Source organism: Intestinimonas timonensis (assembly GCF_900626145.1).
Lineage (GTDB): Bacteria > Bacillota > Clostridia > Oscillospirales > Oscillospiraceae > Intestinimonas > Intestinimonas aquisgranensis.
The window spans coordinates 614,373-627,018 of record NZ_LR130816.1; the positions used below are offsets into that span (position 1 = coordinate 614,373).

Below are 12,646 nucleotides of genomic sequence, written 5' to 3' on the forward strand. Positions count from 1 at the left end.
ACCGGTAATACGTGTAAAAACCTGCCTTGTGTCGGGCAATGGCCTTTTAAAATATTACATAAGGCATATAAAACAGAAATCCGCTGGGATCACCTGATCCCAGCGGATTTATTGCTATTTCCTGCATTTGAGAGCACAAAAGGTGTGTAGCATACCTCAAGAAAATCATTCGATCCCATCAGATTCAGAGTCATCTACTTCAAGTTTTGACCGTGAGCAGATAATCTGTTTTCTGAATGCAGTAAATTGCGCTTTTTCCTCAGAGTGTTCTGAAAATGTGGGATGGAAGTGGTATTTCAGGCAATACATTTTGAAAAAGTCAACTCCCGTGGAAATCAGCTTATCAGAGCAGTATCCGCTCCGGAAACTCGTTCCGGAGCGTTGTCAAAGGCCGCCAGCAACGCTGCCGGATCGGGACAGACCATGAGACCGCTCATGACGCAGCCGCCTCGGGCGCCGGTGGCCAGCACTGGCGAAAGATTCTCCGGCGCAATGCCCCCGATGGCCCACACGGGGATGGTCACAGCCCGGCATACCTCCCGGAGAAAGGGGAGCCCCCTGGGGGCCAGCCCCTTTTTGCAGTCGGTGGCGAACACATGGCCGGCGGTGATATAGGTGCACCCCAGCGCCTCCGCCTCCCGTGCCTCCGCTGCGCTGTGGCAGGAGGCACCCAGCACCCGGAAGGAGTGCCGCTCCTCCTGGGACAGAGCCCGCAGCAGGGGGAGGGGCAGGTGGAGCCCCTCCGCCCCCAATTCCCGGGCCACGGCGGGGAAGCTGTGGAGGATGCAGGGGACCCCGTGGGCACGGCAGGCCGCCAGGACCCGCTCGGCCAGGGCGCGGTATGCCTTGGGGGACAGGTCCTTCTCCCGCAGGATCACCCCGGCGGGACCGGCGGCGGCAATCCGTTCCAGCCGGGTAAGAAAGTCCTCACGGCACAGGCTCCGATTGGTCACACACAGGATGTCAGACATAGAGGTAGTCGTTCAGCACGGGCTGGAGGCCCTCGGCGGAGATGTCGGCATACATCCTGTCAAAGCTGCGGTCGTCGCTGATCTCAAACTGTTCGTCGCCCTCAGCCTCACTGTGCTCCTTGCCGGTGTACTTGCTTTCGTGGTCACCAATGCCGGTGGATACTCCGGCGGACACCTTGGTGGCGGCGATCTTCACGATGCCGTTGCGGAACTCCGCGCTCTCACGGGAGGACACGGTGATGCCCGCGAAAGGCAGGAAGATCCGATAGGCGCACAGCACCTGACACAGCTGCCGCTCATGGACGTCCCGGGGGTTGATCTTCTCATTGTTGATGATGGGGCGCAGCCGGGGACAGGACAGGGACATCTCGGCGTGGGGGTACTTGCGCTGGAGGTAGTAGACGTGGAGACCGGTGGCCAGGGCGTCCTTACGGAAGTCGGCCAGACCCAGCAGGGCAGAAAAGCCCACGCCCCGCATGCCGCCCATGAGGGCCCGCTCCTGGGCCTCAAAGCGGTAGGGCCACACCCGCTTATGGCCCATGAGGTGGAGGGTCTCATACTTGTCGGCGTCGTAGGTCTCCTGGAACACGGTGACGTAGTCGGCGCCGCAGGAGCGGAGGTAGCGGTACTCATCGCTGTTCACCGGATAGATCTCCAGGCCCACCATGCGAAAGTATTTCCGGGCCAGCTTACAGGCCTCGCCGATGTACTCCACGCCGCTCATGGACCGGCTCTCGCCGGTGAGAAGGAGCACCTCCTCCATGCCGGAGTCGGCGATGACCTGCATCTCGCGCTCAATCTGCTCCGTGCTCAGCTTCATGCGCTTGATGTGGTTGTAGCAGTTGAAGCCGCAGTAGATGCAGTAGTTCTCGCAGTAGTTGGCGATGTACAGGGGGGTAAAGAGGTAGACCGTGTTGCCGAAGTGCTTGCGGGTCTCCAGCCGGGCCCGCTGGGCCATCCGCTCCAGGAAGGGCTCCGCCGCCGGGGAGAGAAGAGCCTTGAAATCCTCGATGGAGCAGGTCTCGTGGTCCAGAGCCGCCTCCACGTCCCGGGCGGTATAGCTCTCCGGGTCATAGGCGTGCATCTGGTCCATCACCTTGTCCATCACATCGGACTGGATGCGTTCCATGCCGGGGAGATAGGCCATGTGGTCGGTGCGGCTGGAGGGATCGGTTTCCAGCTTGTGCTTGCGTTCCAAGGCCTGGGGGCTCAAAAACTCCGAGTCCACCAGGAACTGGTTCTCTTTGTTTTCCATACTGCGCCTCCTCTCAGTCCCGAAGGAAACCGGTGAGGGGGTCAGAGGCGGCGGCGCCCCGGACCAATACCCGGCCCAGCCCGGACAGATAGGCCTGTCGGCCCGCCTCGATGGCCTTGCGGAAGGCGGAGGCCATCAGGGGCAGATCTCCGGCGGTGGCCAGGGCGGTGTTGGCCATGATGGCCGCCGCCCCCATCTCCATGGCCTCACAGGCCTGGGAGGGCCGGCCAATGCCGGCGTCCACGATGATGGGCAGGTCAATCTCGTCGATGAGAATCTGGATGAACTCGCGGGTGGCCAGGCCCTTGTTGGAGCCGATGGGGGAGGCCAGAGGCATCACTGCCGCCGCGCCGGCGTTCACCAGGTCCCGGGCCACATTCAGGTCGGGATACATGTAGGGCATGACCACAAAGCCCTCCTTGGCCAGGATCTCCGTGGCCCGGATGGTCTCCTGATTGTCGGGCAGCAGGTACTTGGAGTCCCGCATGATCTCAATCTTTACGAAGTCGCCGCAGCCCAGCTCACGGGCCAGCCGCGCGATGCGCACCGCCTCATCTGCATTCCGGGCGCCGGAGGTGTTGGGCAGCAGGGTGACTCCCTTGGGGATATAGTCCAGGATGTTTTCATGCTCCTTGGTGTTGGCCCTGCGGACCGCCAGGGTGATGAGCTGTGCCCCCGCGTCCCGGACGGCGGCCTCGATGAGCTTCAGGGAGTACTTCCCTGAGCCCAAAATGAAACGGGAGGTAAAGGTGTGTCCGCCGATGACCAGCGGATCGTTCTTCTGTTGTTCTGTCATAGGGATCTCCTCATCTTTCCATATTATTTTTGGATGGGGCCGTATTACGGCTCCGTTTCCCCGGCCAGGAGCCGGAGGATCATGTTGGCCTGATGGGCGGCACACACTGCCACCCGGGCGGATACAAGGCCCAGTCCGTCGGAGACATCGGAGGCCTCATCACCGCACAGGTACAGCCGCCCAAAGGCCCGCCGGGTGCGGATGGCGTTGGCGCTGCCCAGACCGGCCATGCCGGAGGCGGCCACCAGATACTTTTCCGGAAAATGCTCCAGCACGCCGGAGACCAGCATGGCTTTGGCCTCCGGCACGTCAAAGGCCTCGCAGATGATGTCGTCCCCCGCCAGCAGCGCCGGCAGGTTGTCCTCCGTCACCTTGACTGTGTCCATCCGCAGGGTACAGTAGGGGGCGATCCGGCCCAAAGTCTCCGCCAGGGCCTCAGTCTTGTACTGGCCCAGCTGGTCTACTGTGTACTGCTGACGGTTCAGGTTGGTGAGGTCCACCCGGTCGAAGTCGATAAGGTGGAGCTGCCCCACACCCGCCCGGGCCAGGGCAATGGCCACGTTGGAGCCCAGGCCGCCCAGGCCGCAGACCGCGACCCGTCCGGCATCAAATCTGGCCTGGAGGGCTGCGCCATGGCGTTCAGCCAGGGCCCGACGCATCTCCTCGTGTGTGGGGATCATGTCAGCCGCCCCCCACAAAGCCTACCACCTCCAGGGCGTCCCCATCCGCCAAGACGGTCTCCCCGTAGAGCCGTTTGGGCACGATCTCGCCGTTTCGCTCCACCGCTACCCGGGACAGGTTGAACCCCGCCTCGGAAAGATAGTCGGACAGAATACGGCCGGACAGATCCAGCTCTGCTCCGTTGATTTTGACCACGCTTTCGCCTCCTTTGCGACAAAAAAGCCGCACGAAAGAACTACACCCGTGGTGGTGTACCCCTTCGTGCGGCATTTGCCTTACACTCTGGCGCTTATTATAGCATAAGCGGATGGAATGTCAAGATATGGAGGCGGGCGGCAAAAGGGTGATTTTGTCACAGAAGGGGCGGGCAGTTTTTGGTATCCTAAGCCTGTAAACAAGAAAAGACCGGAGTGGAACTGCCGCCCGGCAAAGGGAGAAACGTATATGGGCCTGTTTGATTTTTTGCTCCACCGCCCTGATTTTGAAGAGGGACTGGAGCGCCCGGGCCTGCGCCTGGCTGAAGCGGCAGGGCCATGAGGCCGTAAACCTGGGCGGCATCGGCGGCTACCGGGGCCCATTGGAAACCAAAGGATAAGGAGGAAACGCCATGAAAGTCGTTATCGTCGGAGGCGTGGCCGGAGGGGCCACTGCCGCTGCCCGCCTGCGCCGCCTGAACGAGGAGGCCGAGATCATCATCCTGGAGCGGACCGGATATGTCTCCTACGCCAACTGCGGTCTGCCCTACTACATCGGGGGGACCATCCAGGACAAGGGGGCGCTGACCCTCCAGACCCCGGAGAGTTTTCGGGCCCGGTTCAACATCGACGTCCGTGTCAGGAACGAAGTCCTCTCCGTGCAGCCCGAGGAGCACACCGTCACCGTCCGCCGCCTGGAGGACGGCAGCGAGTACACCGAGACCTATGACAAGCTGATCCTCTCCCCGGGGGCCAAGGCCATCCGGCCTCCCCTGCCCGGCATCGACCTGGAGGGCATTTTCACCCTGCGTACCGTGGAGGACACCTTCCGCATCCGGAACTTCCTGGAGCGGGAGCGGCCTAAGTCCGCCGTGGTGGTGGGCGGCGGCTTCATCGGTCTGGAGATGGCGGAGAACCTGATCCATGCCGGGGTCCGCACCACCATGATCCAGCTGGACGACCAGGTGCTGCTGCCTTTGGACAAGGATCTGGTTGGCGAGGTCCACGCCTACCTGCGGGGCCAGGGCTTGGACCTGCGGCTGAGCACCGCCGTTACCGGCTTCCGCCGTCGGGGCGGAAAGGTGGAGACCCTCATCGGGGAGGAGGCGCCGGTGGCCGCCGACCTGGTCATCCTGGCCATCGGCGTGGCCCCTGAGTCCGATCTGGCCCGCCGGGCGGGCCTCACCCTGGGGCAGAAGGGCGCCATCGTGGTGGATGACCACATGCGCACCTCCCACCCGGACATCTACGCCGTGGGCGACGCGGTGGAGCTCACCCACGCCGTCACCGGTCAGAAGGCCCTGGTGGCCCTGGCCGGACCGGCCAACCGGCAGGGCCGTGTGGCTGCCGACCACATCTGCGGCCTTACCCAGGGCTATGCCGGGGCCCAGGGCTCCTCCATCCTCAAGCTCTTCGGTATGACGGCGGCCGCCACCGGCCTCAACGAGCGGGCCGCCAAGGCCGCCGGGGTGGCCTATGACAAGGCGGTGACCTACTCCGCCTCCCACGCCACCTACTACCCCGGGGCACAGAACATGACTGTCAAGACCCTCTTTGACCCGGATACCGGCCGCATCCTGGGGGCTCAGATCGTGGGCTTTGACGGGGTGGACAAGCGTATCGACGTCATGGCCGCCGCCGTCCGCCAGGGGCTCACCGCCCGGCAGCTCACCGAGCTGGATCTGGCCTACGTGCCCCCCTATTCCTCCGCCAAGGACCCGGTGAATATGGCGGGCTATGTCATCGAGAACCTGCGGAGCGGCCTGGTGGAACAGCACCACTGGGACCAGGTGGCCGGTCTGCCCGCCGACGGCTCGGTGACCCTCCTGGACGTCCGCACCCCAGACGAAGTAAAGCAGCAGGGCCTGCTGCGGCCCGACGCCGTCCACATCCCCCTGGACGAGCTGCGGCAGCGGCTGGGGGAGCTGGACCCGGCCAAGAAGATCTATGTCAACTGCTTCAGCGGCCTGCGCAGCTATCTGGCCTGCCGCATCCTGAGCCAGAAGGGTTTCCGCTGCTCCAACCTCTCCGGCGGCTGGCGGTTCTGGTCTTACGCCGCCACGGACCGCGTCCACGACGCCATTCCCACCCATCCCTGCGGCATCCCCACCGAGCGGGGAGGCTGCGGCAAGTAAACCGTCCGAACGCGCGCTGGATTGCACCAGAGAGACGAGGGCCGGCACCCAATGGGTGCCGGCCCTCTTTCGGGATACCGTCTTGCGGCGGGGGTTCCAATATGCTAAAATGCCACAAGAACGGTATCCTATTTTGGAGTTGGTAAAAAATGTTCAGAAAGAAAGCGTTCCAGCCCCTGGCCGGGCCTCTGCCGCCTCTGGGGCTGCTGGATTTTGAATCCACCATGAAGTTTCGGGAGGACGCCCTGGAGCAGTACCGGGCCAACGGCTGGGACACGGCGGTGCTCCTGGACTGGATGATCCGTACCCTGCTGAGCAGTCTCATGGCGGACAGCGCCTCCCGGATCTTCCTGCCCAAGACCGAGACCAGCCCCTTTGAGCTGGACGACCTGCTGCCTCTCTCCGCCGCAGCGCCCACGGGGCGGGTCAAGCTGCCCCTGAACCGGGTCTTTCTGCTGGCGCCGGTCTGGAACAACCGGGAGACCGCCGAGGAGCTCCACCAGGCCACCAGACGTTCCCCGGAGGAGCTGGAGGAGGGGGAGTCAGTGGGGGTCTACCTCAAGGAACTCAACCTGGCCATTGTGGACGCCGATCCCCACGAGAGCCTGTGCTGTCGTTTCCTGGGCCGTGGCACCGTCGTCCTGGACAGCTATTCCCTCCGGGACCTGGCCCCCATCATACGGACCGACGGGCAGGACTGGTTCGTGACGGAGGAGGACGGCGAGGAGAGCTACTGCCCTGTGCTGGAGCCTCGGATGGCCGCCCTCTACCGCCTGGGCCTGGAGCGGTACTATCCAAAACTCCTCTCCCGCCAGGACAGGGAGGAGCGAACCTGAATTTTCTGGAAAACTGAGAAAAGAAAGGCGCGTATCCTGTTTGATACAGGATACGCGCTTTTTTCAGCTGGAAATGTGGGCGGCGGCATAGGCGGCCGCGCCGCAGGCGGCCTCCTCCTGCCGGGTGGACAGGGAGAGGGGGCAGCCGAAGGTCTCCTCAAAGATCCGGCAGAGGTGGGGATTCTTTTGGAGACCGTTTCCGGAGCCCACCATCCGGGCGGGCATTTCTCCGCCGGCGGCCAGGTAGGAGCGGAACATGGTGTGGAGCTCCTGAGCCATGCCGTGCATGACACCGTGCATCAGATGGACCGGGGTGAAGTTGTCGGCGCCCAGCCAGGTGATGGCGCCCCGGCACAGGGGGTCCTTCCGGGTGCCCAGGAAGGTGGTGACCGTCTCCGGATAGTCCGTCACCGGTCCCGCCGCGTCCAGAGCGCGGCCCATGGCGCCGTAGAGACTGTCTGTCTCACTGCCGGCCATGGCCGCCACCTGGCGGAAGAACTGCTCCAGCAGGGCGTAGCTGCGGCCTCCGGCCAGGGAGGCCCCCACCAGCAGCCAGCCGCCGTCGGGGAAGGGACGGGTCTCCAGGGCCTCTGTCTCCAGATAGTTAGGGGAGTAGACGGAGACCTGCCCTCCCGTGCCCATATTGACCAGGAGGGTGCCGGCAGGCTGGCCTGCCGCGCCCAGGAAGCTGGCCTGATTGTCGCCCAGAGCCACGGTGACGGGGCGCCCCAGCGGACCGGTCCCCAGCACAGGCTCCTCCGCCATGGCGGGCAGCAGGCCGGCGCCTACGCCCGCCTGTAGCAGGGCCTCCCGGTCAAAGTCCCGGCGGCGCAGGTCGTAGACCCCCAGGCTGGCGGCGTTGGTGGGGTCCACAGCCGGCGCGGTCCGGCCGCTGAGGACCATGGCCAGATAGTCCGGAATGGTGCAGAACACGGCGGCCTCCGGCGGGACCAGACCGTTGAGGGCATTGTAGGCGTGGGTCACCATGCCGAAGCCGGTGGCCAGGGGATAGCCGGTGGTCTCGGACAGCCACTGCGCCCAGGTCATACCGTCCTCCCTCGGCTGCTGGCCCCGTCCGTCCTGCCAGGTATAGAGAGGGCTCACCGGGTTGCCCTGACTGTCCAGATAGAGAATGCCGTGCATCTGGCCGGTGACGCCGATGGCGGCCACATCGCTGTGGTCCTCCAGGAGAGCATCCACCATGGCCAGTGCAGTGGAGCGGATGACAGCGGGGTCCTGAAGACGCTCCCAGGACGCCCCGGAGAGAAAGCTCTCGTTCTTCTCCGTGCGGGCCACGACCAGCTTCCCGTCCTCCAGCACCACCGCCGAGATGGTGGTGGTGCCGATGTCCAAACCCAGTGTTTTCATGGGGCGGTCCTCCTCAGCAGCAGGTGGACATGGGGTCCAGCCGGCGGATGATGTCCTGCTGGATGGCCGGGGACAGGTCCAGGAAGTTGACGAAGGTGCCGTGGATGCGCATGATATAGACCCCGTTGGGGGCGTACTTCTTGGGTTCAGCCAGAACCTTGCGCAGGGTCTCCGGGGTGGTGACGTTGACGTAGAGGTAGAAGGGGGCGCGGCCATCCACCAGGTCGTTGAAGAAGAGGGGACGGATGATGCGGTCCCGGAACTGAAGGCCCTTCTCCTCGTAGGTGCTGCCGGTGAAATACTTGGGGTCTACGCCGAAGTGGGAGGCCACGCCGCCGTTGAATTTCCCATAGGGCAGCTTCAGGGAGGACAGGGTGCGGAAGCCCAGACCGTTGGAGGCGTCGCCGAAGAGGGGATCGATGCCGTAGTTGAGCATCTCACGGCTCTGGCGGCCGTCGGGGGTGGCCCCCACCCAGTAGCCGTAGAGCAGGTGGGTGGAGGGGGTGGCCCAGTCAGGGCGGAAGGGGTTGCCCAGGTAGTTTTTCAGGCCCCCCACCAGGTCGGATACCCGGCTGGCCAGCTCCACGGCGGCGGCGTCGGCCTCGTCGTCGTTGTTGCCGAATTTGGGGCAGCTCTGGAGATAGGCACGCAGCTCCTCGTAGCCCTCAAAGTTGCAGCGCAGGGCGGCAAGCAGGTTTTCGGCGTCCTGGGGGCGCTCCTTCAGCAGGTGCTCCACGGCCACAAAGGAGTCGGACACCACGGAGAGACCGTGGATGAGGCAGCCGGAGCCGTTGTAGCGGGTGCCCTGTTCCCGGGTATCCCGGCAGTCCACACCGGTCTCCAGTCCGCCCATGAAGCTGGACAGGAAGGGGACCCGCAGGAGAGAGATGGCCTCGGAGGCGCCGTTGGCGGCCTGGGCCATGCGCTGGGCGAAGTAGTTCAGATTCTCATAGAAGAGGGGCTTAAGCTGCTGGAGGGTCTCCAGAGCGGGGCAGTCGGACTGAGGACCGATGGCCTTTCCGGTGATGAGGGATTTGCCGCCGGTCAGGGTCAGTTCCAGCACTTTGGCCAGATTCAGCCAGGAGTTGGTGGTGTTGCCGTTGTCCTTGCCCATGATGAGGGGCTCCTGGCAGCCTGCCACGCTGTAGTCGGGCAGATCCTCCTCGGCCACACCGTGCTCCCGCAGGGTCTCAAAGAGGGAATCGTCATTGAAGATGGAGGGAGTCAGGCAGCCGGGGGTGAAGAAGAACCGGCCCAGCTCGGCGTAGAGGGTCTCCGGGGTATTCCGGTGCAGCTTCACAGACAGAATGGGCTGGGGCAGGTTCATCTCGTAGTAGGCATCCAGGATGGCGTAGGTCATGGGGCAAGTGAGATCTCTGCCGTCCACGTCCCGGCCGCCCACCAGCACGTTCTGGGAGATGGCCCAGCTGCGCTCGCCCACATTGAAAAAGACCAGGAAGTGGGTGAAGAGGGCGGCGGCCTCCTCACGGCTCAGGCCGTCGGCGGCCCGGTAAGGCTCAAAGATCCGGTCGGCGTTGCCCACGGAGAAGGCGAAGGGGTTGGGGGCCTGCTCCAGGCACATGACCTCCCACAGCAGCAGGAAGGACTGCATGGCCTCGTAGGTGGTGCGGGCGCCCAGCCGGGGCACCCGGTCCAGGGTCTCCGCCATGAGGGCAAAGCGCTCCTTGGCCTCCCCCTGGGCGGCGTCGGCCTTTTCACGGGCCAGTGCGGCATAGCGCCCGGCCAGGGTCAGGGCGCAGGCCAGGGAGCGGTCCATGGCCCGCAGATTGACGGCGTGGGCCGGGTCGGTCCGGGGCAGAGCCTCGGCGATCTCCTCGCGCAGGGTCTCCAGACCCACCCGGATGGCCCGGCGGAAGTCGGGGATCAGGTGGCCGGTGACCTGCTCGATGAAGTAGGCCACCTCCTCGGTGTCCTGGGCGCAGTCGGCGTAGACCCGGGAGAGGGTCCGCACATAGTCGCTGTCGGCGGCCCGCTCCCGCTGGGCGTCGATCCGGCTCTGGGGCACCTTCTCGGTGGGGGTGGCGAAGTCATAGACCTCCAGGGGATCGCAGTAGCCCCGGAAGGACTCCACGGTGAAGGCAGGGTTGATGAGGGCGTAGCTGGCGGCGAAGGCGTCCCGCTGGGTACCGGCAAAGACGGCGTTGTCGCTGATATCCAGCGGCAGCCGTGCCACAATGGCCTCCAGCTTTTCGGCGGCGCAGGTCTCCAGGTCGGAGTGGCTTTCCTTGGCCACGTCTGTGGCAATCTCCTGGGCCAGGAACCATCCGTTGAGCACGGTCTTGGAAGTGCGTTCCTCGGCGAACAGGGCCTTGGCCAGGGCAGTAAGCTGCGCGGGGTCGTGATGAGCAAAGACATTCATAACAGAAACCTCCTTCAAAGCCAGATGTCAGGTATGTACGACACGGATGCCTTCCTCCGTTAGGATGTTCTGGAAGGTATGCACCGTTTGAGCACTGACATGGGCCTCCTCAGTCATCGTATAAGGGAGACCAAGATCCGCGTATTTCTGCCGCCCGTACTCATGGTAGGGCAGCAGCTCCACGGTCATTTGTCCGCTGCCTTTCAGGTCCCGGAACAGCCGGGCGAAGGCCCGGGCATCCTCCGCGGTGGCGTTGAAGCCGCCGATGAGGGGGATGCGGACGGCAGGGGAGAAGCCCCGTCGGAGGGCGAGGGCCAGATGTTCCAGAGCGGGGCGGTTGGACGCGCCGGTCACCCGCTGATGGATCTCAGGGTCGTGGTGCTTACAGTCCATGATCAGGTGGTCCACAAGGGGAAAGAGCTCGGGCAGCCGCGGGTGGATCCCGTTGGTCTGCACGGCGGTGTGGATCCCCGCTGAGCGCAGCCGGGTCAGCAGGTCCAGAACGGCGTCAAGCTGCATGGTGACCTCTCCGCCGGTGAGGGTCACGCCGCCGCCATCGATGAACATGGGGCGGCAGCGCTTGGCCTCCTCACACAGAGCCTCTGTGGAGCAGAGCTTTCCGCCGGTCAAGGCCAGCCCCTCCGGATTGGAGCACCAGGGACAGCGCAGGTTGCAGCCCTGCAAATGGTAGACAAGACGGTTTCCGGGACCGTCCTGGGAGTAGTTGAAGCCTTTTTGAAAGATGGATAGTTCCACAATATCGCCCCCAAAGCGAATATAGCAAAGTTTAGGAATTTTGTCAATCCAATTAACAAAATAGCTGATTAGAAATTGACAAACCTCCGCGCAGAGGATATGATGTCATCGTGCATGATTTGAAAGAACAGGCGGGCGTCCCTCTGGGCGGAGGGACCGGAAAACCGGTGCGGAAGGATATTGGGGACCGTACGCCGCCGCATATAGGAGGGATTGAGCATGACGATGCCAATTTGGGAACGGCCGGTGTTTTTTGAGCGGAATCGGGTCTTCCGGGTCTATCTGGGCGGAAAGCTGTTCGGAGACTTTTTGGGGGATGCGCCGGAGGATGGTTTCTACCCGGAGGAGTGGATCGCATCCTCTGTACATGCCCTGAACGCCGACAGCAAGGACTCCCTGGAGGGGATCTCCATCGTGGAGGGAACGGACCGCCTGCCCTTCAGCCAGCTGCTGGAGGAGCACCGGGAGGCCTGCCTGGGCCAGAGGGAGAACCTGGGCGTCCTGGTCAAGTTCCTGGACAGCGCCATTCGCCTTCCCATGCAGGTACATCCCACCAGGGCGTTTTCCAGACAGTACTTCCACAGCCCCTATGGGAAGGCCGAGTCCTGGGTGATCCTGGCCACCCGTCCCGATGCCTGCATTTACTATGGCTTTTCCCGGAAGGTGAGCAGGGAGGAGTTCGAGGCGGCGGTAGACCGCTCCGAACAGGACAAGTCCTGCATGACGGAGTTTGTCAACCGTGTCCCGGTAAAGCCGGGAGACGTATTCTTTGTCCCCGCCGGGGTCATCCACGCCATCGGCGCGGGATGCCTGCTACTGGAGGCCCAGGAGCCTACAGACTTCACGGTGCAGCCGGAGCACTGGTGCGGGGACTACCACCTCAACGACCACGAGATGTATCTGGGTTTGTCCAGAGAGGTGGCCGGGGCCTGCTTTGACTATGACCGCTATGGTCAGGAGGTGCTGGACCAGGGGAAGATCACGCCCACCGTGCTCGCTCAAAACCAGGCTGCCACGGTGGATCGCCTCATTGGGCCTGCCCAGACGGACTGCTTCACGGTGGACCGCCTGCGCCTGAGCGGCACAGAGCTCTACACCCTGGAGGAGGGCGCCGCCGTCTATATCGCTGTGGCGGGCAGCGGCAGTGTGCGCTGCGGGGACTTCTCCCACGACGTAAGCAAAGGCGGGTACTTCTTCCTTCCTGCAGCCGCCGCCGGCAAGACCGTAGTGGAGGGTGCGCTGGAGCTGGTGTGCTGCAAGGGCGGCAGATAGGT

General features: G+C 63.9%; 11 protein-coding genes. 3 read left to right on the plus strand and 8 right to left on the minus strand.

Annotation, left to right across the window (positions count from 1 at the left end; translation table 11 throughout):
- Positions 1 to 335 precede the first annotated feature (335 nt).
- The 5 genes from E0E29_RS03205 to thiS are packed head-to-tail and all read right to left on the minus strand — an operon-like array spanning position 336 to position 3,898.
- A complete protein-coding gene (locus E0E29_RS03205) occupies positions 336 to 971 on the minus strand; it encodes a thiamine phosphate synthase (protein WP_130848602.1) in 636 nt (211 codons plus the stop codon).
- Positions 964 to 2,226 carry a 2-iminoacetate synthase ThiH gene (thiH, locus tag E0E29_RS03210; RefSeq protein WP_130848603.1) on the minus strand — a complete coding sequence of 421 codons (1,263 nt, stop codon included), beginning with the start codon at positions 2,224 to 2,226 and terminating at the stop codon, positions 964 to 966. Before thiH ends, E0E29_RS03205 begins: the two co-directional genes overlap by 8 nt.
- A gap of 13 nt (positions 2,227 to 2,239) precedes the next feature.
- Positions 2,240 to 3,022 carry a thiazole synthase gene (locus tag E0E29_RS03215; protein WP_130848604.1) on the minus strand — a complete coding sequence of 261 codons (783 nt, stop codon included), beginning with the start codon at positions 3,020 to 3,022 and terminating at the stop codon, positions 2,240 to 2,242.
- Between the two features lie 44 nt (positions 3,023 to 3,066).
- Positions 3,067 to 3,702, minus strand: a complete 636-nt coding sequence (gene thiF, locus E0E29_RS03220) for a sulfur carrier protein ThiS adenylyltransferase ThiF (RefSeq protein WP_130848605.1) — start codon at positions 3,700 to 3,702, stop codon at positions 3,067 to 3,069.
- A 1-nt stretch (position 3,703) separates the two neighbouring features.
- A complete protein-coding gene (gene thiS, locus E0E29_RS03225; RefSeq protein ID WP_130848606.1) occupies positions 3,704 to 3,898 on the minus strand; it encodes a sulfur carrier protein ThiS in 195 nt (64 codons plus the stop codon).
- A 412-nt stretch (positions 3,899 to 4,310) separates the two neighbouring features.
- On the opposite strand from thiS, the gene E0E29_RS03230 reads away from it, so the two are divergent.
- Positions 4,311 to 6,032: an FAD-dependent oxidoreductase gene (locus E0E29_RS03230; protein ID WP_130848607.1), complete on the plus strand. Its 1,722-nt coding sequence runs from the start codon at positions 4,311 to 4,313 to the stop codon at positions 6,030 to 6,032.
- Positions 6,033 to 6,181: 149 nt separating this feature from the next.
- On the plus strand, positions 6,182 to 6,868 hold the full coding sequence (locus E0E29_RS03235) for a DUF6710 family protein (protein WP_130848608.1): 687 nt from the start codon (positions 6,182 to 6,184) through the stop codon (positions 6,866 to 6,868).
- A gap of 63 nt (positions 6,869 to 6,931) precedes the next feature.
- Here the strand turns inward: E0E29_RS03235 and E0E29_RS03240 are convergent, their stop codons facing one another.
- Genes E0E29_RS03240 through E0E29_RS03250 form a run of 3 tightly spaced genes read right to left on the minus strand, consistent with a single transcriptional unit; the run spans position 6,932 to position 11,372 of the window.
- Positions 6,932 to 8,236, minus strand: a complete 1,305-nt coding sequence (locus E0E29_RS03240) for a sedoheptulokinase (protein ID WP_130848609.1) — start codon at positions 8,234 to 8,236, stop codon at positions 6,932 to 6,934.
- A gap of 13 nt (positions 8,237 to 8,249) precedes the next feature.
- Positions 8,250 to 10,616 (minus strand): pyruvate formate lyase family protein, encoded by a 2,367-nt coding sequence (locus tag E0E29_RS03245; protein WP_130848610.1) that lies wholly within the window; start codon positions 10,614 to 10,616, stop codon positions 8,250 to 8,252.
- A 27-nt stretch (positions 10,617 to 10,643) separates the two neighbouring features.
- A complete protein-coding gene (locus tag E0E29_RS03250; RefSeq protein ID WP_130848611.1) occupies positions 10,644 to 11,372 on the minus strand; it encodes a radical SAM protein in 729 nt (242 codons plus the stop codon).
- Between the two features lie 219 nt (positions 11,373 to 11,591).
- Here E0E29_RS03250 and E0E29_RS03255 point away from each other — a divergent pair, with 219 nt between their 5' ends.
- On the plus strand, positions 11,592 to 12,644 hold the full coding sequence (locus tag E0E29_RS03255) for a class I mannose-6-phosphate isomerase (RefSeq protein WP_130848612.1): 1,053 nt from the start codon (positions 11,592 to 11,594) through the stop codon (positions 12,642 to 12,644).
- Positions 12,645 to 12,646 lie beyond the last annotated feature (2 nt).

Coding starts and splice junctions, on each gene's coding strand:
- thiF (WP_130848605.1), bottom strand. CDS start 3,702: ATGATCCCCACACACGAGGAGATGCGTCGGGCCCTGGCTGAACGCCAT.
- E0E29_RS03205 (WP_130848602.1), bottom strand. CDS start 971: ATGTCTGACATCCTGTGTGTGACCAATCGGAGCCTGTGCCGTGAGGAC.
- thiH (WP_130848603.1), bottom strand. CDS start 2,226: ATGGAAAACAAAGAGAACCAGTTCCTGGTGGACTCGGAGTTTTTGAGC.
- E0E29_RS03245 (WP_130848610.1), bottom strand. CDS start 10,616: ATGAATGTCTTTGCTCATCACGACCCCGCGCAGCTTACTGCCCTGGCC.
- E0E29_RS03255 (WP_130848612.1), top strand. CDS start 11,592: ATGACGATGCCAATTTGGGAACGGCCGGTGTTTTTTGAGCGGAATCGG.
- E0E29_RS03230 (WP_130848607.1), top strand. CDS start 4,311: ATGAAAGTCGTTATCGTCGGAGGCGTGGCCGGAGGGGCCACTGCCGCT.
- E0E29_RS03235 (WP_130848608.1), top strand. CDS start 6,182: ATGTTCAGAAAGAAAGCGTTCCAGCCCCTGGCCGGGCCTCTGCCGCCT.
- E0E29_RS03240 (WP_130848609.1), bottom strand. CDS start 8,236: ATGAAAACACTGGGTTTGGACATCGGCACCACCACCATCTCGGCGGTG.
- E0E29_RS03215 (WP_130848604.1), bottom strand. CDS start 3,022: ATGACAGAACAACAGAAGAACGATCCGCTGGTCATCGGCGGACACACC.